The 19,231-nt window shown below is 65.1% G+C and carries 20 protein-coding genes and 1 tRNA gene; 7 read left to right on the top strand and 14 right to left on the bottom strand.

Features of this window, described 5'->3' with window-relative positions; genetic code table 11:
- Window positions 1-30: 30 nt before the first annotated feature.
- From ACMX2H_RS17365 to ACMX2H_RS17355, 3 genes are all read left to right on the top strand, one after another.
- Complete coding sequence (locus ACMX2H_RS17365; protein ID WP_414962300.1) at window positions 31-516, top strand: SRPBCC domain-containing protein; 486 nt, start codon at window positions 31-33, stop codon at window positions 514-516.
- 145 nt (window positions 517-661) lie between these two features.
- Window positions 662-2,068 (top strand): FAD-binding oxidoreductase, encoded by a 1,407-nt coding sequence (locus ACMX2H_RS17360; protein ID WP_414962298.1) that lies wholly within the window; start codon window positions 662-664, stop codon window positions 2,066-2,068.
- 4 nt (window positions 2,069-2,072) lie between these two features.
- The gene (locus ACMX2H_RS17355; RefSeq protein ID WP_414962296.1) at window positions 2,073-2,696 is read left to right on the top strand and encodes a class I SAM-dependent methyltransferase; all 624 of its coding nucleotides are present in this window, start codon (window positions 2,073-2,075) and stop codon (window positions 2,694-2,696) included.
- 6 nt (window positions 2,697-2,702) lie between these two features.
- Here ACMX2H_RS17355 and ACMX2H_RS17350 read toward each other — a convergent pair whose 3' ends face one another.
- The 4 genes from ACMX2H_RS17350 to otsA all read right to left on the bottom strand — a co-directional run bounded on the left by ACMX2H_RS17350 (window position 2,703) and on the right by otsA (window position 7,737).
- Window positions 2,703-4,037 carry a DUF4032 domain-containing protein gene (locus ACMX2H_RS17350; RefSeq protein WP_414962294.1) on the bottom strand — a complete coding sequence of 445 codons (1,335 nt, stop codon included), beginning with the start codon at window positions 4,035-4,037 and terminating at the stop codon, window positions 2,703-2,705.
- A gap of 24 nt (window positions 4,038-4,061) precedes the next feature.
- Window positions 4,062-5,216, bottom strand: coding sequence for an ABC transporter ATP-binding protein (locus ACMX2H_RS17345; RefSeq protein WP_414962292.1), 1,155 nt, complete (start codon window positions 5,214-5,216; stop codon window positions 4,062-4,064).
- A 270-nt stretch (window positions 5,217-5,486) separates the two neighbouring features.
- Complete coding sequence (otsB, locus tag ACMX2H_RS17340; protein WP_414962305.1) at window positions 5,487-6,299, bottom strand: trehalose-phosphatase; 813 nt, start codon at window positions 6,297-6,299, stop codon at window positions 5,487-5,489.
- The gene (gene otsA / locus ACMX2H_RS17335) at window positions 6,280-7,737 is read right to left on the bottom strand and encodes an alpha,alpha-trehalose-phosphate synthase (UDP-forming) (RefSeq protein ID WP_414962290.1); all 1,458 of its coding nucleotides are present in this window, start codon (window positions 7,735-7,737) and stop codon (window positions 6,280-6,282) included. Before otsA ends, otsB begins: the two co-directional genes overlap by 20 nt.
- A gap of 192 nt (window positions 7,738-7,929) precedes the next feature.
- Between otsA and ACMX2H_RS17330 the strand changes: the two genes are divergently transcribed.
- Complete coding sequence (locus ACMX2H_RS17330; RefSeq protein WP_414962288.1) at window positions 7,930-8,808, top strand: DsbA family protein; 879 nt, start codon at window positions 7,930-7,932, stop codon at window positions 8,806-8,808.
- A gap of 126 nt (window positions 8,809-8,934) precedes the next feature.
- Window positions 8,935-9,011 (top strand) — tRNA-Thr (locus ACMX2H_RS17325).
- 488 nt (window positions 9,012-9,499) lie between these two features.
- Here the strand turns inward: ACMX2H_RS17325 and ACMX2H_RS17320 are convergent.
- The 7 genes from ACMX2H_RS17320 to ACMX2H_RS17290 all read right to left on the bottom strand — a co-directional run bounded on the left by ACMX2H_RS17320 (window position 9,500) and on the right by ACMX2H_RS17290 (window position 14,988).
- Window positions 9,500-10,249: a hypothetical protein gene (locus tag ACMX2H_RS17320; protein WP_414962286.1), complete on the bottom strand. Its 750-nt coding sequence runs from the start codon at window positions 10,247-10,249 to the stop codon at window positions 9,500-9,502.
- Window positions 10,250-10,603: 354 nt separating this feature from the next.
- The gene (locus ACMX2H_RS17315; protein ID WP_414962284.1) at window positions 10,604-10,867 is read right to left on the bottom strand and encodes an antibiotic biosynthesis monooxygenase family protein; all 264 of its coding nucleotides are present in this window, start codon (window positions 10,865-10,867) and stop codon (window positions 10,604-10,606) included.
- Between the two features lie 192 nt (window positions 10,868-11,059).
- Complete coding sequence (locus ACMX2H_RS17310) at window positions 11,060-11,278, bottom strand: universal stress protein (protein WP_414962303.1); 219 nt, start codon at window positions 11,276-11,278, stop codon at window positions 11,060-11,062.
- Window positions 11,279-11,664: 386 nt separating this feature from the next.
- Complete coding sequence (locus ACMX2H_RS17305) at window positions 11,665-12,003, bottom strand: hypothetical protein (RefSeq protein WP_414962282.1); 339 nt, start codon at window positions 12,001-12,003, stop codon at window positions 11,665-11,667.
- Between the two features lie 96 nt (window positions 12,004-12,099).
- Window positions 12,100-13,239, bottom strand: coding sequence for an aminopeptidase P family protein (locus ACMX2H_RS17300; protein ID WP_414962281.1), 1,140 nt, complete (start codon window positions 13,237-13,239; stop codon window positions 12,100-12,102).
- 199 nt (window positions 13,240-13,438) lie between these two features.
- Window positions 13,439-14,311 (bottom strand): HNH endonuclease family protein, encoded by an 873-nt coding sequence (locus ACMX2H_RS17295; protein WP_414962279.1) that lies wholly within the window; start codon window positions 14,309-14,311, stop codon window positions 13,439-13,441.
- 149 nt (window positions 14,312-14,460) lie between these two features.
- On the bottom strand, window positions 14,461-14,988 hold the full coding sequence (locus ACMX2H_RS17290; protein WP_414962277.1) for a DUF2306 domain-containing protein: 528 nt from the start codon (window positions 14,986-14,988) through the stop codon (window positions 14,461-14,463).
- Window positions 14,989-15,005: 17 nt separating this feature from the next.
- Between ACMX2H_RS17290 and ACMX2H_RS17285 the strand changes: the two genes are divergently transcribed.
- Both ACMX2H_RS17285 and ACMX2H_RS17280 read left to right on the top strand, forming a co-directional pair.
- The gene (locus ACMX2H_RS17285) at window positions 15,006-15,209 is read left to right on the top strand and encodes a DUF7010 family protein (protein ID WP_414962275.1); all 204 of its coding nucleotides are present in this window, start codon (window positions 15,006-15,008) and stop codon (window positions 15,207-15,209) included.
- Window positions 15,210-15,463: 254 nt separating this feature from the next.
- Complete coding sequence (locus tag ACMX2H_RS17280) at window positions 15,464-15,985, top strand: hemerythrin domain-containing protein (RefSeq protein ID WP_414962273.1); 522 nt, start codon at window positions 15,464-15,466, stop codon at window positions 15,983-15,985.
- Window positions 15,986-16,017: 32 nt separating this feature from the next.
- On the opposite strand, the gene ACMX2H_RS17275 is transcribed toward ACMX2H_RS17280, so the two are convergent.
- The 3 genes from ACMX2H_RS17275 to ACMX2H_RS17265 all read right to left on the bottom strand — a co-directional run.
- Window positions 16,018-17,283, bottom strand: coding sequence for a CAP domain-containing protein (locus tag ACMX2H_RS17275; protein WP_414962271.1), 1,266 nt, complete (start codon window positions 17,281-17,283; stop codon window positions 16,018-16,020).
- Between the two features lie 248 nt (window positions 17,284-17,531).
- Window positions 17,532-18,314 (bottom strand): IclR family transcriptional regulator domain-containing protein, encoded by a 783-nt coding sequence (locus ACMX2H_RS17270; RefSeq protein WP_414962269.1) that lies wholly within the window; start codon window positions 18,312-18,314, stop codon window positions 17,532-17,534.
- 66 nt (window positions 18,315-18,380) lie between these two features.
- Window positions 18,381-19,231 (bottom strand): VOC family protein (locus ACMX2H_RS17265; RefSeq protein WP_414962267.1); only part of this gene is annotated, 851 nt, incomplete at its 5' end.

Here is a 19,231-nt window from a genome sequence, read left to right as displayed (position 1 = left end):
AAACCGCACCAGCCAGACTAGGCTTGGCGTATGGACACGTCTTTGTTTTCCCACGCGCCGCGGGAACCTGAACCAGCCGAGAGTGCGGAACCGGTGCACTGCCGCGTCACGGTCGCGCGGGACAGCAGGGAGGCTTTTGAGGGGTTCACCGACCTCATTCACCTGTGGTGGCCCGTGGAGAGCCGCAGCGTGGCCGGCGAAGGCAGCCACGTGGAGTTTGAAGACAACGTCATCACCGAAACAAGCATTCAGGATGAGGTCCTTGTCTGGGGCGAAATCCTGGACTGGGTACCCGACAGCCACCTGCGCTTGACCTGGCACCCGGGCACGAGTCCTGCGGCTTCGGGCGAACTGCGCATCGACTTTGCCGAAGCCACGCCTGGCCGCACGGAGATACATTTGGCGCACTCGGGCTGGGAAAACATGCCCGACGGCCAACAGCAGCGGGCCGCCTATGCCGCGGGGTGGCCCGAAGTGCTCGCCCGCTATGTCCGGTTCATGGGCGGCCCAGCATGATCCGGGTGCGTGTCCCCGGGAAGACGGCGGTTCCGCTGAACTGACCCGGCCACAGCCTGAACGACTGCAGGCAAGAGGCCATAGTGCCTGGCGGTTCTGACCGGCAGGCGATCATCACCGAACTACTACTGGAGGTCTTGAGACCGTGACCGATTCCTTCCTTGCTGGACTGGTGCGTTCGCTTCCGGCCGGCATTGTCAGCACCGACCCGGCTGATCTGGCCGCCAGCGCCGTCGATCAAGGGCCGGTACTGGACCATCGGCTGCCCATCGCCGTCGTCCGAGCGCAGAGGGTGGAGGACGTGCAGGCTGTGATGAGGGCAGCCCACGCGGCCGGAGTGCCGGTGGTCTGCCGCGGCGCCGGCACTGGCGTATCCGGTGGCGCGCACGCCACGGAAGGCTGCCTGGTGCTCAACCTGCTTGGCATGGACCGAATCCTCGAGATCCATCCCGAGGACGAAATTGCCCGGGTGGAACCCGGCGTGGTCAACTCGGACCTGAACGCTGCAGTGGCTGAGTACGGACTGATGTACGCACCGGACCCGGCCAGCTACCGCCTCTCGACGATTGGCGGAAACATCGCCACCAACGCTGGTGGTCTGCGCTGCGCAAAGTATGGCGTGACCCGCGAATCCGTGCTGGCACTCGACGTGGTGCTGGCCGATGGAACCCTGATCCATACCGGCCACAGGACCTTCAAGGGCGTTGCCGGCTATGATCTGACCGGGCTGTTCGTGGGCTCTGAGGGCACCCTGGGCGTGGTGGTGGGCGCGACAGTCCGGCTGCGCTACCTGCCGGCGGCCGTGGAAACAGTGGCGGCGTTCTTCCCCGACGTAGCGGCTGCGGCAGCCGGCGTGCTGGCCGTCGGCCGCGCGCGGGTGCAGCCTGCCATCATGGAATTGCTGGACGGAAATACCATGGCCCAGCTGGACAAGGAGCAGGGGTCCAACCTGCGCAGCCGAGGTGGGGCGCTGCTGCTGATCCAGACCGATGGCTATGCAGCTGGCGTGGAAGCCGGCATCATCAGCGAGGTGCTGACCGGGCTCGGCGGCGACATCAAGGCGGCCGACGCCGCGGAGGCGGTCCGTCTGGTCGATCTTCGCCGGCACAGCCGCGGAGCCGAGGTGGACGACGATTTCCGGGTGGGCGAAGACGTGGCGGTGCCTCGTTCCCAGTTGGTGCACTACATCGACCAGCTACAAGGAATAGCCGAACGGCATGGAGTAGGACTCAAGGTGGTGGCGCACGCCGGCGACGGCAACTTGCACCCGACCTTCTGGGTGGGTCCCGGGAACGTGGCAAAGGTGCCGGCACTCAACGCGGCGCTGGACGAGTCGATTGACGTCGGGCTGGCTCTGGGCGGCACGATCACCGGCGAACATGGGGTGGGACAGTTCAAGGTGCGGTGGCTGGAACGCGAGCAGAGTGAAGAGGTGTTGGAGCTGCAACGCCGGCTGAAGGACGTGTTTGACCCGCAGCGGTTGCTCAATCCGGGCAAGGCCTTGCCCGAGGGTCCCGCCCGGCAGCAAGCGGTTGCCTCGGACGTAGGCTAGTTTCATGAGGAAAGAGACGCTGTGGGAAGAAATGAAGCGCCAGAACCCGGGCCACTCGGCGTGGTACATCAAGCGCTTCGAACAGATGCGGGCCGACGGCGCCGATCTGCACGGTGAAGCCCGGCTGGTCGATGCCATGGTGCCCCGCGGAAGCCGGATCCTCGACGCCGGATGCGGCCCAGGACGGCTGGGCGGCGAACTGGCCCGCCGCGGGCACACGGCGGTGGGCGTGGACGTGGATCCAGAGCTGATCGAAGCGGCACGCAAGGACCACCCGGACTGTACCTGGCTGGTGGGCGACCTGGCCGAACTGGACCTGCCCGCCCAAGGCATCGCCGAACCGTTCGACGTGATCGTCAGCGCCGGCAACGTGCTGACTTTCCTCGCCCCAGGGACTTCGGGTGAAGTGTTGCGTAACCTGGCCGCTCACCTGGCTCCCGGCGGCCGGCTCGTCACCGGCTTCGGAGCCGGCAGGGGCTACGACTTCGACGTGTTCTTCTCCGACGCAACCGCCGCCGGATTGGCAGTGGACCTGCGATTGTCCACGTGGGACCTGCGGCCCTTCACACCGTCGTCGGACTTCCTGGTGGCGGTGTTCAGCTCGACGGCGAGGCAACAGCAGGCCTAAGCGGCGTCAGCCTTCGTCGGTCTCGGCTGCCTCAAAGGCGGCAGCGGTCTGTTCGTCCGGATTCAGCATGATGGCCGCCTCGTCACGCCGGTGGCGCAACACCGAATCGACATACGACTGCACGGCCTCGGCCAGCGGCACGTTCCTGTCCTGGTCTTCCGAGACATACCAACGGTGCTCGAGCACCTCATGGACCACTTCGGCCGGTTCCAGCTTTCCGGCCAGCTCGCGCGGAATAGCCTTGACGATCGGCTCAAAAACGTGGCGGACCCAGCTGTGGGCACTGACTTCCTCGCTCTGCTCCGACTGGTGGTCCGCGCGGTAGGCATCCAAATCGTTGAGCAGCCGCCGGGCCTGGTTCTCCTGGACATCCAGGCCGGTGAGCCTGAGCAGACGGCGCTGGTGGTGTCCGGCGTCCACCACTTTGGGCTGGAGCCGGATGCTGGTTCCGTCGGAGGTGCTCTTGATGGAGAACTCCTCGACGTCGAACCCCAAGTCGTTCAGTCGCCGGATCCGGGCGTTGACCCGCCATCGCTCGCCGAGGTCGAACGACTCCTCCTCCGTCAGCTCCGCCCAGAGCTTTCGGTAGCTGTCCATGATGCGCTCACTGGTCGCCACCGGATCCACTTTGTCTTCCAGCAGGCCGCCTTCGACCAGATCCATCATCTCGCCGGCAATATTCACCCGGGCGATCTCAAGGTCGTGTTCCCGCTGGCCGTTGGAGAGCTGCGGGTGCAGTTCGCCGGTTTCGGCGTCCACCAAGTACGCCGCGAACGCGCCGGCATCGCGGCGGAAGAGAGTATTGGACAGCGAGACATCACCCCAATAGAAACCGATCAGGTGCAGGCGAACCATCAGCAGCGCCTGAGCGTCGATCAGGCGGGTCAGGGTCTCCCGACGAAGCGTCTGGGAAAACAGGGCGCGGTAGGGCAGCGAGAAGCGAAGGTGGCGTGTGACCAGCACCGGCTTCAGGTCAGATCCATCGGTGCGCATGCGACCGGTCATCACGGCTACCGGCTCGACACACGGAATGCCCAGCCGCTGCAGCTTGCGCAGCATTTGGTATTCGTGCCGTGCCGGCTCTTCCGCGGTTTCCTTGATGGCCACCACGCCTGCGCCCAACGGGGCGAACCGGACCACGTGCCGAGACAGGCCTCGGGGCAGCGCAGCCAGGTTTTCGGCCGGCCAGTCCTCCAAGGCGAGATGCCACGGCAGGTCAAGCAGCCGCTCGTCGGTGGTGGCCGCGGTGATGCTCAAGGAAGCGATCGCCGCGGCCCCACCGGACAAGGCCGTGGCGGCGGTGCCTTGGACAGGCCCGCCGGTGCCGGAGTGTGCAGCCATAATGACTACATCCTAGGCGTGGACCTAGTCGGCTGTCTTTCCCGCCTCGACCGGTGCGTTGAGGTCCGCCACCGATGCTTCCGGAGTGTCGGGTGCATGCTCGCCCAGACGCAGCCCGGTCTGCGTATCGAACAGGTGCACGTGCCCCTCCTTGGGACGCACGTAGACAGTGCTGCCGGCTGCCGGCGGCGTCCGACCGTCCACCCGGCCGGTGATCTCGTAACGCGTGCCGTCCAGCTCGGTGTGTCCGTAGACGTAGGCATCGGCGCCGAGTTCTTCGACCACGTCCACGAACACGGCCAGGCCGTGGTTGTCCTCAGCCCGCTCCAGATCCTCCGGCCGGACGCCCAGCGTCACCGTGTTGCCGTGCGCTTCGCCGAGCAGGGCCCGCGGCACCGGATAGGTCAGGCCACCGAACTGGACGCCGCCGTCGGTCACTGGCAGTTCCAGCAGGTTCATCGCGGGGGAGCCGATAAAGCCGGCCACGAACACGTTCGCCGGCCGGTCGTAGAGGGCGCGCGGGGTGTCCACCTGCTGCAGGACGCCGTCCTTGAGCACGGCAACGCGGTCGCCCATGGTCATCGCTTCCACCTGGTCGTGGGTGACGTAGACGGTGGTGACGCCCAGCCGGCGGGTCAGCGAGGCGATCTGGGTGCGGGTCTGCACACGCAGCTTGGCGTCGAGGTTGGAGAGCGGTTCGTCCATCAGGAACACCTGCGGATTGCGCACGATCGCCCGGCCCATGGCAACGCGCTGGCGCTGGCCGCCGGAGAGGGCCTTGGGCTTGCGGTCCAGGTACTCTTCCAGATCCAGCAGCTTGGCCGCCTCGCGGACCCGCTCGGCACGCTCTTCCTTGGACACGCCGGCGATCTTCAGGGCGAAGCCCATGTTGTCGGCCACCGACATGTGCGGGTAGAGGGCGTAGTTCTGGAACACCATCGCGATGTCGCGGTCTTTGGGCGGCACGTCGGTCACGTCCCGGTCGCCGATCAGGATCCGTCCGGTATTGACGTCTTCCAAGCCGGCCAGCATCCGCAGCGAAGTGGACTTGCCGCAGCCGGATGGGCCGACCAGAACCAGGAATTCGCCGTCGGCAATCTCCAGGTTGAGGCTGTCCACCGCGGGCTTCTCGGTGCCCGGGTACAAGCGGGTGGCATGATCGAACGTTACCGTTGCCATAATGTTTTTCCCTTCACGGGCAGGTACGTGCCCGACGATCCGTAGTGATGGGTGAATATTTAGTTTCCAAGCGGCTCGCCGCACCCACACGTGAGGCGGCTCACGCCCTCAGTATGCCACGGCTGTCAAAGCGCCCGGCGAAGCACCGGTGAACATCCGGTCCGCCGGACGCCGCCAAACCCTGCCGACAGACCTCGTTAAGCCCAGCGGACGTACGACGCGGGGGTAAGCCAAACCTGCCCCCGCAGACTCGGCGGCGCAGCCCGGAGGCTACGCCTGGGCTGCAGCACTCCGGAGCTCCGCCAGCAAGGCCAACGCCGCAGTAAATGACTGCGGAGAGTCCACCCGGTATTGCGCCGCGGTATTGCCCGGACCCACCTTGACGCCGACGTCGGCAGGCCGCAGGACGGCGAAGGCGTGCTCGTCGGTGACGTCGTCGCCGGCGAAAAAGACAGCGGTCGCGCCGCTGAACGTGCGCAGCAGGTCGATGCCTTGGCCCTTGTCGGCGCTCAGCACCGAGGTTTCCAGCACGCGCTTGCCGTCGCTGAGGTGCAGCCCGGGAATGTCCTGCAGCGCTGCCCGCGCCCGCTCTGTGGCTGCCGCCGCAACATCGTCCGCGGCGGTGCGGGTATGGAGTACGACGCCGGCCGGCTTGGCTTCCAGCCGCGTGCCCGGGTGGGCGGCCACCACCTTTTCGACGACGGCGGTCGCCGCCGCCAGCGCGTGCCGCTGGGACTCGTCCAACACCAAGGGCGGGCTGTCCGGACCGGTGAAGACTTCGCCGCCGTGGGAGCCGATCAGCAGGGTCCGCTCGTCGGGCGAGGCCACGGCGCGCAGGCTGGCCAGCGCCCGGCCGGAGATGAAGGCGGTGGAGGTGCGCGGCAGATCAGCCAGCGCGGCTACGGCGGCGGCCGAGGCCGGCAGCGGCCGGGCATCCTCGGCCCGCGGCACGATCGGTGCCAGCACGCCGTCGAAATCCAGCGCCACCAGCAGCGTCTCGGTTCCGGCCAGATGCTCCAGCGCCGCTTGCAGTTCTGTAGGCACGGTTCCGTCGCGGTTCGGGTCAGTCACGTGTCCCCGCATGCTCAAGGGCCCGCAGGAACGCACGCGACCAGTGCTCCACGTCGTTCTGCAGGATTTGCCGGCGCATGGCCCGCATCCGGCGGTTGGCCTCGGGCCGGGGCATGTTGACCGCCCGGAGAATCGCCTCCTTGAGCCCGTCGATATCGTGCGGATTGACCAGGATCGCCTGCTTGAGCTGGTCGGCGGCCCCGGCAAACTCGCTGAGCACCAGCGCCCCGTCGGCTGCCTTGCGCGAGGCAACGTATTCCTTGGCTACCAGGTTCATTCCGTCGCGCAACGCGGTCACCAGCATCACGTCGGCTGTCAGATAGAGCGCCACCATCTCCTCCACCGGGTAGCTGTGGTGCAGGTAGCGGATGGCGGTGTTTTCCAGGGTGTCGAAGGTTCCGTTGATCCGGCCTACAGCTCCTTCGATTTCCTCCCGCAGCAGCCGGTAGGATTCCACCCGCTCGCGGCTGGGCGAAGCCACCTGGATCAGCACCGAGTTCTCAACGGCCAGCTTGCCGTCCTCAAGCAGTTCGCCGTAGGCCTTGATCCGGTGCCCGATGCCCTTCGTGTAGTCCAGCCGGTCCACGCCCAGCACCACGGTCTCCGGGTTGCCGAGCTCCTGCCGAATCTGTTCCGACCGGGCGATCACGTCGGGGCGGTGGGCCAGTTCGCTGATGCGCTCCACATCGATGGAAATCGGGAAGGCGCCGGCCCTGCAGAGGCGGACACCGCCGTCGTTGGTTTCCACTTGCACCTGCTGCTGGCGCACATTGAAACCGCTGAAGCGGCGCACACAGCGAAGGAAGTTGCTGGTGTCGCTGGGACGTTGGAAGCCCAGCAGATCGGCGCCGAGCAAGCCGTCGATCACCTGCCGACGCCACGGAAGCTGGGCGAAGATCTCCAGCGGCGGGAACGGAATATGGTTGAAGAACCCGATCCGAAGGTCCGGCCTCGCCTCGCGCAGCAGCTTCGGCACCAGCTGCAATTGGTAGTCCTGCACCCAGACGGTGGCGCCTTCGGCGGCAATTTCCGCCGTGGCCTCGGCGAAGCGCCGGTTGACCGTTTTGTAGCACTCCCACCACGCGCGGTGGAACTCCGGCGACGCAATCACGTCGTGGTACAGCGGCCAGAGCGTGGCGTTGGAAAAGCCTTCGTAGTACAGCTCAACGTCGTCGGCGCTCAAAGCCACCGGCACCAGGTGCATATTGTCGTGGTCGAACGGGTCCATTTCCTCGTCCGGAACCCCGGGCCAGCCCACCCAGGCACCCTCGGTTTTGGCCATCACCGGCGCCAATGCCGTGACCAGCCCGCCCGGCGACCGCCGCCACTCGCCCTGCCCGTCCTCGTCGACGGTGTGGTCCACCGGCAGCCGGTTGGAGACGACGATCAGGTCGTACTCACCGTACTGGCGTCCTGCTGCGTCCCTACTGTTCTGAGCGGAATCCGCCAATTGACTCTCCTTTGTGTGAAGTCGTCCTGAATATGACCTTATAAGGAATGGAAACCTCTGGCTTCCCCCGACCGTTACCCCAAGGACAGACGTGAACAAGGCCACCGATGCCGCCTAAACGTTGAAGTTGCAACTAAACTGATGCTGATGCGCCCTGCCCGGGCGAAGCAGACCGAGAACACGCGAGGATTCATGGCTCACCAAAACAGCCCTAAGCCGACCAAGGCCGAGCGCACCGCAGCGGCCCGCGAGAAGGCCCGCCAGATGCGCGAGGCACAGCAGAAGCGGGAAAAGCGCAACTCGCTGCTGGTCAAGGGCGGGGTGGTGGTCGCCGTGCTGGTGATCATCGGTGTGATTGCCGCAGTGGTGATCACCAACCAGCGCGGCCAGATTGCCGACGCCGGGGCGGCACCGGCACATGGCAACGCCAACGGCGGCATCACCATCACCCAGAACGGGCTGGCGGACACCGACCCCGTCAACGTGGATGTGGCGAACATCCCCGAGCCTGCCTCGACCGAAGGCGACGTCATCGTGCCGGCCGGTGTGGCTGCCGCACCCAAGGGCGAGCCGGCCAGCATCGTGATGTACGTGGACATGGGCTGCCCGGTGTGCAAGAGCTTTGAAGGCCAGTACGGCGAGTACCTCACCGAACTCACCTCTTCCGGCGACGCCACGGTCGAGTACCGGGTAGCCACCTTCCTGGACCGCGTGTCGACCACCAACTACTCGTCCCGCGCTGCCAACGCCGTGGCCTGTGTTGCCGACTCCAGCCCCGAGGTCTTCAACGACTACTTGACGCAGCTGTTCGCCCAGCAGCCGGCCGAAGGCGGAGCAGGCCTGGACAACGCCACCCTGACCAGCATCGCCGAAACCGCTGGCGCCACCGATGTCTCCTCCTGCATTGACGACGGCGAATTCCGTCCGTGGGCCAAGTTCGTGAACCAGACCTTCACCGAGTACCAGGTGGGCGGCACGCCTACCGTCTACGTGGACGGACAGAAGTGGGACCCGAACACCGCCGGCGACTTCCAGCAGTTCGCCCAGGGCGTCATCGACGCCCGCGCCTGATCCAACCGCTGCGTCGGGTAGCGGCGCGGCGCCCAGGCGGCGGCTGGCGAGTTTCACGCTGAGCCGCCGCCTGGGCTACCCTTATCTAGCCGGTTTTGTCCGGCACGCTGGCCCGTGGGCCAGCCCGCCTCCTTAGCTCAGTTGGCCAGAGCACCTGTCTTGTAAACAGGGGGTCGCCGGTTCGAATCCGGCAGGGGGCTCCACGAACCCCTCTCTGACTAGGCAAAACGCCAGTCGAGAGGGGTTTCCTCATGCGTTGGCCGCCACCGAACACACGCTTTGCACACGCTTTGACTGAAAAAGTGAGCCGAGGCATCTTTGCTGCGTGGGTCGGTCATCCGGTATGAGGCACCGGCCGTCGCAGCCTGGTACCGCGAAACCACGACGTGGCCGCGTAATGGCGCACACCAAGCTCGCCCAGGGCGTCTGGACCCACGCCTAAGGCGAAGAAGAACGAGGATACTGGGCTGTGGCGGGCCTGGTGCAGGTTCGGCGGCCTCGACGGTAAAACTGTCCTCATCGAGCGAATCGGCCGGACCAAGGTGATTGCCGAGAAGCGGACCAACTCGCGGAGAATTGCTCCGGTCTCGCCAGCTGATACGGCCGACAGGAAAGGCCCCGCCGGAGCGGGGCCTTTCTGCAGCCAGTGGCCAAGGGGATGAGGCCCCAGGCTGCCTTTTCGGGTGACAGGTTAGTCGTCCCGGTCGCCGTCGTGCTCGGAGTCCTTCTTCACATCGAGCCCGGACTTGTCCGACTTCCAGTCGCCGTCGTGGCCGCCTGACTTCCACTGGTGCTTGCCGGCGTGCTTGGCGGCCTTCCAGTCGCCCATGCCGGAATGCTTTACGGCCTTCCAGTCTGCCTGTCCGTTTGCCTTGGCCGCCTTCCACTTGGCGTCGGCTTCAGCCTTCACGGCCTTCCAGTCGTGGTTCGGCTGCTCCTCTTCAGGTGCCGGGGCAGGCTCCTCAATAACCGGCTCCTCCTCGATAGGCTCAGGCGCAGGCTCCTGCTCGACGGGATCCTCATCGCCCGGGACCGGTGCCGGCTGTTCCTCTACAGGCTCCTCAGCCGGTTCTTCACCCTCGACCGGCTCCCCGCCTTCCTGATTTTCATCGCCAGGTGCCGGCTGCTCCTCATCGGGAGCCTCATCGCCTGGCTGCCCGGCTGACGGATCTTCGTCAGGTGCCTCGCCTTCAACCGGCCCCTCGCCGGCCGGATCCTCAGCCGCCGGGAGGCTCTGGGCGATCGCACCCGGAATGATGTAGACGCTCTCAGCGTCGATGGTCACGAGAGACCCTTGTGCTTCGGCAACCGCGCCGGTATCGACCGTTGCCGGATCAGGTTCGACTGCCGAAGCTGCTCCAGCACCGCCTGCAGTCACCAGGCCGGTGACGGCGATGGCTGCGGCCATGCGGCGTGCCGTGGACTTCGTGAACGATGACATCTTGCTGCTCCAATCAGTAGCGGATGTTGCAACTTAACCGTTACATCACCGACCCCGGCAAACGTTCCGGTCGATTCCTGGAAAGACAGCTTCGAATCTGCCGGGAGGGGTAGCCAGACCGTCTCGACTGGCCCACACTCCGGCTTCACACCTTTGACGGGTGCAGCCGGGGACGTCTGGGCCGGAAGCTCGCGCTTTCGCTCATTTAGTGGCTAGGGGAGCCACAGGGGTATTCGAAGCGCCCCGCCAGGGGCAGGAAAGAGGTCATCATGGACGGATAGGAACTGGCACGCCCACGGAAACATACGCTTTGCCCCCGCGGGAAACCCTGTACCGGGTGGGCGGCGAACCTGCCTAGGCCGTCACTTTGTTTGTCAGCTCGTGCTTCTCCGGGATGACTTGCACTGGCAGATTGGGCTTAACGTTCTTGTCGAACCAGGCATCGTGTTGTTCGTAGCTATCCCAAATCTCCACAACGTTCATCCCGTCTTCCTGCTCCCACGCATAGTGGGCAATGAACCCAGGAGCGGCCTTCAGCTTGTCCGTGAGGTCAGCGGCCATTCCTTCATATTGCTCCCGGGTCAAGCCGGTCACGTGACTATTGGTCAGGACAGCCATGGCGGACTCCTCAATATGCGGCTGCAGGCCGGGCGGATGGTTACCGCGGACAGGGCCGGCACAGGCTGAGTGTACGCCGGCAGGAACTTTACTGACAGGGGCAGGGAAATGCCGCAGTGTCCCGCAGCATTGCCGTTCCCGGGAAAGTAGCAAGCACATTGGCCGCTGCGGTTTCTTAGGTTTCTCCACTCGCTACTCAAAGGGGCGGGGATCGAGCGGGACAATCAGCACCGGCCGGTGCTGATGGTGGGCCAGGTGAACGGCCACAGACCCGACAAGAACTTCCTCGAGCGCGTGCACAATTCCCGGCTCGCGAGTTCCCACCACAATCATTGATGCGCCGATTGCCTCTGCAGCATCAGACAAGGCTCGCGCAGGGTCACCAGCCAAGGTTTGGAATGACCATGGCACCCGGCAGTCTGTCAGGGCCTCGGAGACACTCGCCTGGATCTCCTCGGCGGTTCGTTCCACGTAGCTGAAGTCACCGTCGGGATCGATCGGCAGCAGGACCGAGACCCGTCCGGCAGGGTCTCCTCATAGGTGGAGACGTCTACGTGCACGCAAGCTAAATTCACTCCAAGGTCGGCGGCCAGCACCGCTGCCCGCTGCACCACGGCAGCCCGTTGCCCCGGTATGACCCCGACCAAGACGGGGCCCGTGACCGGCCGCGGGGCCTCCGAACTATCTTCAACAGCCATTCCTGCCTCCGGCTTGTGCACAGTTAGGGTAGTCCCGCCGCCAGACAGCGCCCCTGGGTGCTGCTCGGGTGACCGCCGGAAACTGGCTTTGCATTGACGTCAGCCGCCGGCGGCCGAACCAGTTCCCCACAGCGGGTAAGTCGCCAGCACCATTGCGATGAGTGCCAGCGAGGCGGCGACGAGTACAACTTCTGCACCGGACACCGCACGCCGAGACAGTACCCGCCGGGCCAGCAGAACGGCATACCCTCCGCCGACGATCGCGGACCAAGCGAGAAGCACCCAGCCCATCAGCCAGCTGGCGACGAACACCTCTTCCGCGGCTTGGCTGTGGAATCCGACCGCATCGCCTACGCCGAAACAAACCGCGGCGCCGGCAGCCAGCGCGAGTGCGAACACCGGCACTGGCGCCGTCGCGTGGGGCTGACGTTGCTCCATGCGGAAAATCTATTCTCCGAGGGGAGGGATGACAACAAGAACTTCACGCACTCCGAGGAAACCGTAAGGCCAGCCAGCCAGCCGGCCGGAGCGCGGCTACTCGACGATCGCCATCTCGCGCGGAGTCTGGTTGAGCCGGCGCCCGCCATCCTCAGTAACCGTGACGATGTCCTCGATGCGGACCCCAAACCGCCCGGGGAGGTAGATGCCCGGCTCAATCGAGAAGCACATGCCAGGCTGGATGAGGCGGGTTTCGCCCTCCACCATGTAGGGCGGTTCGTGGGTGGTGAGCCCGATGCCGTGGCCGGTGCGGTGGATGAAGTAGTCGCCGTAACCGGCCTCGGTAATCACGGCGCGGGCCACACGGTCGATCTCCTGGCACTCGATACCGGGCTGGACCGCATCAAAGCCTGCCTGTTGTGCCTCGCGGACAACATCGTGCACTTCGCGTTCCTCCTCGGAGGGCTCGCCGACATGTACGGTCCGCGTGGTGTCAGAGCCGTAGCCATGCTTGAGCCCGCCGAAGTCGAGCACCACCATGTCGCCGTTCTCAATGATCCGGTCGCCGATTTCGTGGTGCGGGTTTGCCCCGTTCGGTCCTGAACCCACCACGGTGAAGTCGACCTGCGAATGGCCGAACTGCCTCAGCAGTGCGGCCAGGTCCGCAGCCACCTCAGTCTCACTGCGGCCGGCGAATCGGACTTTGAGGATCTCCTCGTACGTCTGGTCCGCGGCCGCGCCGGCCGCGGCCAGCCGCTCAACCTCGTCGGAGTCCTTGATGGCACGCAACATGGGGAGCGCTGTGGTCATGGCGACGAACGACGACGCCGCCAACTGGTCCTGCAGGCCGAGCAGGTGCATGGCCCAGGCCGAGTCCGAGACCGCGTAGCGCCCGGTGGCGTCCAAGAGCTTCGAGGCCGCCTCGTAGGGATCGCTTCCGTCGGTCCAGTCGAGCAGTTGGAAGGTGGAGGCACCGGGGGCGTTCTCCGCATCGGGCCGTTCCAGTTTAGGGACGATCATGGCAGGCTCGCCCTCCGAGGGGATGACCAGCATGGTGATGCGTTCGGTGATCGCGACCGGAGCGTAGCCGGTCAGGTAGAGCAGGTCTGGGCCCGGCGTGAGCAGGAGCCCCGCGAGCCCGACGTCCTGTGCGGCCCGAGCGGCTCGCTGCTGCCGCAGGGCGAAGTCATCGGCGGTGAACGGGACCGGATCTGCAATGCTGCTCTGCTCCGTCACGGCTGCCTCCATCAACAAATCGGCGAGGACAGGTTCATTAAGCGCCGCCGGGAGACGGCCTGGCAAGGGACGGCACACAAGACCACCCGTGGCGGGTGAGGCTGTGGAGGTCTAACTCCCACGAAACAAGGAAGTCCCTCCGGCCTGAACCGCAGGGACTTCCTGACGTCGTGTCAGCGGAGGCAAGCCTGGCGGGAGTTTAGACCCGCCAGCGCAGGCGGCTTTCGGTGGACGAAGCCTTGCAGGTGTACGTCTTGCCCTTGGCACTGATGCCCTTGTGACCCTTGAGCGCTGCTTTGCAGAAGGCCCCGGGGGTTACGCCCTTGACGGCCTTAACCGTGGTGGTGCTCTTGGGGGCACTCTTGGGCGTCGAGACCTTGCCAGCGGGCTTGATGGCGGTGACCTTCACGGCCTTTTGGCCGGGGCACGTGGCGAGGACCCGCTTCATGGCAGCTTTTTCGGCGGAAGTAACGGACAAGGCGTACTTCTTCTTCACCGCGATCTGGGTGGCTACGTAGGTGCACCTGAAGGCTTTGTTTTTGGGCAACCAGGCGCTGGCCTCCCGGTCGCCTTTGGCCCGGTTGGCGGAGGCGTCCACGGCGCGCAGGTTCAGCGGGTCGTTGGCGAACGCGGTGCGCTGGGCGGTGGAAAGCTTCTGGGCACCTGACACCCATGCTTGTCCGAGGGCGACAACGTGGTCGATGTCCACCTTGTTGCCGCCGCGGACGTGCTTGATGGTCTTGCCCGTGTAGGGATCTTTCAGGGTCCCGGAAACGACGACGCAATTGCGTGTGCCGGGCTTGAAGCGGTCCTTGGTCAAGTCCCGCTTGAGAATGTCATTGCGAGCGTCGCAGCCGTTGCGGTCCGGGTCCTTCCAGCCGTTACCGAACTTGGCCCGCGAGTAGCCGGTCTTGGCGGCCTTGCCCTTGACCGGGAGGGTACTAAGTACCGAGGAAGCGCTGACGCTGGGCTTCGGGCTCGCCGCTTCGACTGGAGGTGCGGCGGAGAAGCCCCCGAATAGGAGGGCCCCGGCTGTAACGATGGCGCCCAGCGGGCGACCCCACCGGCTCATTGACGTTTTCATATTTCCCCCAAGGTGTCCGGCTGACCCCGGACGGATTTCAATGTGTGTTTGTCGGGTTGCTCATCGACGGGCTTTCGCCGCTGTGGGAACAATCCGTCATCGGGCAACGAAGCGAAGCATTCATTTCCCGGTTGCATTTAGCTATCAGCGGCTGAGCCGGTCAGGTTAGGTGTCTCCGGATTGTTCGAGCGGTCTTTTATTTCCGCCGAAAGGCGTGAAAAACCCAGGACGGTGAAAAAGGCCGCAAGGACGATCGCGACCGTCCACAGCGAAAGACCGGCCAGATCATGGATTGCCACGTGAGGTATCCGGCGTTCCGGGACCACGATGACGCCGATGAAAGCTCCCAGCACACCGAAGTAGCTGCCCTTCATGAAGGAACGGTGCGCCTGGATTCTCCGCGTGCGTGCGGCCCACAAACCGACGGACACCGTGAAGAAGGTAAACACCGCCAAACCATGTAGCCAAGTGAATCCGCCGTTCAGGGTTTGAATACCGAACGATGTCAGCGTCACAACGTACATGGCTAGCACCCACACGCGGCCGATAGCGCGGTGAGTGGCGCCGCCCTTGTTGCGACGGATCAACTGAAAGGCCCCGAACAAGATGGAAAAGGCCGCTGCTATTGCGTGGGTAGCGATAAGGAGGGTCCATTGAGGAGGCATAAAAAGAATCCTAGAGGGTGGACGCTGTAACAAAGACGAAAATTTTAGCTTCTTCCTTTTGGCGCCAGTTTTTTACGGCGATCGGCGGCGCGCATTTCCTGCCCTACGTTTGGCTGCACCAGACGAAGATTTACCTCTATCTGGCGCTCGGCGTGTCTTTGGGCAGTTGGGCCATCACTTTGGCCGGGGGCGAGGGAGCCTACCGCTGGGTGATGGTTTAGTGGCCGATTTGCTACATCGTCGCCGCTGCGCTGCGCTGCTCTGGCGCCGGCACTGGCAGCTGTACCCATCGGTCCAGGAGAACCGCTAGAGCGGCAACGCCAGCGACGCCTGTCATCGGACCGCCGGTGCACCGGTGTGGTCCGCGATGGAATGGCCCGTGTTGCCCACGCCCCTCGACAGCCTGCTGGTCCCCCGTCGACAATGGACAAACCCGGCCTGTCGAGCGGCGGGCACCCCTCAACGGGAGGAGCACATGGTGACCGAGACCAATGTTGAGGCCGAGAACGCGGCCGTGGATGCGATGGTGCGCCACCACACCGAGCTGGTGGCGCGTGTGCAGTCGACGACGGCGGAGCTCACCCGAGCTGTCGACATCGGCGATGACGATACGGCGTACAACGCGCAGGGCATCCTGCTGGAGTGGGGCGAGCGGGAAATGCTGCCGCACGCCGAGGCGGAAGAGACTCAGCTGTACCGTCCGGCCGGAGCGAGGGAGGAAGCACGGCTGCTGGTGGAGGTGTTGCTCGCCGATCACCAGGACCTGGCCACGCTGTTGGACGAGCTTCGCGGCGCCGCAGGCATCGAGGCTGCCGCCGTCGCGTCAACGTTGTCGCGCCTTTTCGCCCTGCATATCGAGAAGGAGAACCGCGTGCTGCTGCCTTTCATCGCCCGGACACCGGATTTGTCTTTATCCGCGGCGGTGGAAGGGCTGGTGGAACTCGTCGGCGACACCCCAGTGCACGCGCCGGATGAGAGCCGGCGCGCCCACGGCTGACCGAGGTGCGCGGCTGCCCATCCGGGCGCCGGTCAACTCCCGATGGTCAAAGTCTCCCAGCCGCCGACGCCAATGACTGCACGCTTGCCGAGCTTGTTGACCAGAATCGGGTAGTGGTACAGGTTGCCGCGCGTATCCCGGGCCAGCAGTCCCGGTTTTCCGTTGCCTAGGTGGTTGTGGATCATCGACAGGTGGTTCATGGCGTTCCAGCCTGAGGGTGCGATGATCTTCCGGGACTCGGAGACGAACTTGCCGGCGCCGTTGGAGCGGTACAGCTTGAGTTGCCCCTTGGTGGTTTTGGCCACTACGTCCATCTTCGCGTCGCCGTCGATGTCTGCGCTGAAAATCGACAACGACTTCCAACCGGTCCCCAGGCTGGTGCGGCTGCCGTGCTTGAGTCCGGCCGGGTTCGCGTAGTGGTAGAGCCTGCCGGTCACCGTGTTGCGTGCCAGCAGCGTCGGATAGGTGTCCGCCTGTTTCCACTGCGTGACCGTGACATCGTAGTTGCCCCAGCCGGAGGAGCCGACGGTTGCCGCTTTCTCCAAGCCGCCGGCGGGTTTGCCGTAGTGCACGGTCAGTTTGCCGGACTTCCAGCGCGCCAGCACGTCCAGCACACCGTCGGCGTTCCAATCCGCTAGCTCCACCTGGATTGCGCCCTTAAAGCCGGTGGCGACAGTACGGCGCTTGTACAGGTCATAGCCCTTGGCAGAGTCGTAAACGTAGAGTTGGCCCTTTGCATCGACGGCCGCAATGTCCCCGTGTTGGAAGCTGGCACGCACCATGCCCGGGTGCGGCGGCAGTTTGGCCCGGGTGGATGCGTAGCCGGCGATATTGGCCACCGCGACCGTCATCCCGTACCAGTCCTTGTGCGTGGTCTTCGTGTAACCGATACCGATGTCCGTCGCGTTGGGGCTGAGCAGACCGTCGCGGTGGGCGGGGGAGTCCATCCACCAGTCCACAACGTGCCGGGCGGAGTGGTTGATGGCGATGTTCTCGGTGTACCAGTCGAACCCGCTGGGGATTTCCTTGCTGCCGTAACCGGACCGGTGGATCTTTTCCAGATCCAGCTTGTTCTTGTTGATCCGGGTATTCAGTTCTTCGGACCACTGCTGGGCGACATTGCCCGCATTCTGGTTCCAGACCACGGGCGACAACCCGTTCTGCGCGCGGTACAGGTTGGTCAACCGGAGCACTTCGGCAACGAACGGATCCTTCGCGGTGCGGGTTGCAGCGGAGGCTGGCGAAAGCCCGGCAAAGGCCAGTGCAAGCAACAGGGCCGCCGCGATAAATGGTTTCACGAAAGTGCGCACACCTCAGGGTAAACCGTTCACCTTTCGGTGCGGCACCCCTCAGGCGACCAGGGGAGGCGGAAAGGTGAAAGTTAAGCAGCGAGGCGGGAGAGGGAGGTGGAGGTTAGGCCTGGGATAGCGAGGTGGGAAGGGCAATGTGAGGCCTGAGGCAGTGAGACGGACAGAGGGGACAGGCCTAAGGCAGCGACGCGGAAGGGCAGGCCTGAGGCAGCGACGCTGAAACGAGGTGCGGGGGCTCAGGCCCGGCGGCCGCCGAAGTCGTCGGCGATCCTTTCGGCGGCTTCCTGCAGGCGGGGCAGGACCGACTGCGTGATCGTGTCCTCCGGGCCGCGGTGCGTCTGCAGCGAGACATTGAGGGCGGCTATCAGGTCGGTGCCGCGCCGGACCGGAACGGCGAGCCCGCGCAGTCCGTCGTCCAGTTCCCGCGAGACCAAGGACCAGCCGCGTTCTGCGGTGCGCTCGATCTCGGCCCGCAGCGCGTCAATGCTGCTGACCGTGTGCTCGGTGAACTGGGTGATTTCGATGCGGTCGAAGAAGGCTTCGCGGCTCGCGTCCGGGAGCCCCGCCACCAACACGCGGCCCATGGAAGTGGCCCACGCCGGAAAGCGGGTGCCGACGTTGACTGAGACGCGGAGCATCCGCGGTGCCAGCACGCGCGAAATATAGACAACATCGGTGCCGTCCAAAATGCACAATGACGTGGTCTCGTCGAGGTCCACCGCCAGCTGCTTCAGGTGCGGTTCCGCAATCTGGGGCAGCGTCAGACTGGACAGGAAGGAGGCCCCGATGTCTAGGGCGCGTGGCGTCAGCTCGAACGTGTTGCCGTCTGACCGCAGGTAGCCTAGATCAGTCAGCGTGAGCAGGAACCGCCGGGCGGCGGCGCGGCTCAAGTCCGCCTTGGCTGCGGCGCGCGTGATGGTCAGGCGCGGTTCGTCGGAGCTGAATGCCAGCAGCACGCCCAGGGTCTTTTCGGCGGACTTGACCCAGTAAGCTGGCGCCGCGTCTTCCTGCAACTCCACGACCGTTCCTTTCCCTTCAACTGCGCAGACGGCATTGTCCACGGCGGGCGGGCAATGCGGGTGATTTTAGCCGTTCTTGCTCAGACGATACTGGGCGGAGAGGCGAACCGGGGCATTCGGTGCACCGTAGCCGTCATATCCGTGGCGGCGTTCGACGACCTCGAAGAAGACGCTGCCGAGGGTCGCTGTGTAGAAATGGACGAACTCGCCCGCTTCATCGCGGTCGTAGAGCAGGTTCAGTTCCTGCAGCGCGGCCAAGTACTCAGGTTCCAACCGGAAGCGCGCCTGCAGGTCGGCGTAGTAGTTCGCCGGAATCTTCAGGAACTCCAGTCCGCCGGCCACGGCATTGCGGGCCAGCGTCATCACGTCCGAGCAGGCGAATGCGATGTGCTGCGGGTAGGCGGACGCTGCCGATGGACCCGGCCGCTCCATCACCAGCGGTGCGATGTTCAGCGCCAGGCGGACCTGGCCGTCGTCGGTGCGCATGACCTGGCTGCGCACTAGGCCGACGGGGCTGGGCACCTCGGTCGAGGGGCGCGGCGCGAGCGAGAGGGTGCTCTCGTAGAACAGCACGCTCTCGTCGAAATGCTGCCATGGCTGCGCCAGGTTGACGTGGTCGATGCGCGTGATCAGTTCCTGGCCCGGCCCTGCGGCGTCGTCGCTGACGAATTCCTCTGTCCAGGCGGCAGTGCCGTCCTCGGTTGCTTCACACAGAAAAACCTCGGTGGAGTCCGGCGCCTTGACCGCCTGCAGGACTGCTTCATTGGCTTGGCTCTGCCGCGGAACTGCCTCCGCCTTGAGCTGGAGCGCCCGGGAAGCGGCAATCAGCGGATCTTCGACGTCGAAAGCCAGCGCGGCAATGGTCGGTTCCAGACCGCGGGCCTGTTGTTCGTTGACGATGATCCGGGCCCGGCCCT

Origin of the sequence: Arthrobacter sulfonylureivorans (assembly GCF_047607445.1) — a bacterium.
GTDB lineage: Bacteria > Actinomycetota > Actinomycetes > Actinomycetales > Micrococcaceae > Crystallibacter > Crystallibacter sulfonylureivorans_A.
This window is presented reverse-complemented; position numbering and strand designations above follow the sequence as displayed.

Coding starts and splice junctions, on each gene's coding strand:
- ACMX2H_RS17280 (WP_414962273.1), top strand. CDS start 15,464: ATGGTGACCGAGACCAATGTTGAGGCCGAGAACGCGGCCGTGGATGCG.
- ACMX2H_RS17290 (WP_414962277.1), bottom strand. CDS start 14,988: ATGCCTCCTCAATGGACCCTCCTTATCGCTACCCACGCAATAGCAGCG.
- ACMX2H_RS17355 (WP_414962296.1), top strand. CDS start 2,073: ATGAGGAAAGAGACGCTGTGGGAAGAAATGAAGCGCCAGAACCCGGGC.
- ACMX2H_RS17305 (WP_414962282.1), bottom strand. CDS start 12,003: ATGGAGCAACGTCAGCCCCACGCGACGGCGCCAGTGCCGGTGTTCGCA.
- ACMX2H_RS17365 (WP_414962300.1), top strand. CDS start 31: ATGGACACGTCTTTGTTTTCCCACGCGCCGCGGGAACCTGAACCAGCC.
- ACMX2H_RS17315 (WP_414962284.1), bottom strand. CDS start 10,867: ATGGCTGTCCTGACCAATAGTCACGTGACCGGCTTGACCCGGGAGCAA.
- otsB (WP_414962305.1), bottom strand. CDS start 6,299: ATGCGGGGACACGTGACTGACCCGAACCGCGACGGAACCGTGCCTACA.
- ACMX2H_RS17330 (WP_414962288.1), top strand. CDS start 7,930: ATGGCTCACCAAAACAGCCCTAAGCCGACCAAGGCCGAGCGCACCGCA.
- ACMX2H_RS17350 (WP_414962294.1), bottom strand. CDS start 4,037: ATGGCTGCACACTCCGGCACCGGCGGGCCTGTCCAAGGCACCGCCGCC.
- ACMX2H_RS17320 (WP_414962286.1), bottom strand. CDS start 10,249: ATGTCATCGTTCACGAAGTCCACGGCACGCCGCATGGCCGCAGCCATC.
- ACMX2H_RS17295 (WP_414962279.1), bottom strand. CDS start 14,311: ATGAGCCGGTGGGGTCGCCCGCTGGGCGCCATCGTTACAGCCGGGGCC.
- ACMX2H_RS17345 (WP_414962292.1), bottom strand. CDS start 5,216: ATGGCAACGGTAACGTTCGATCATGCCACCCGCTTGTACCCGGGCACC.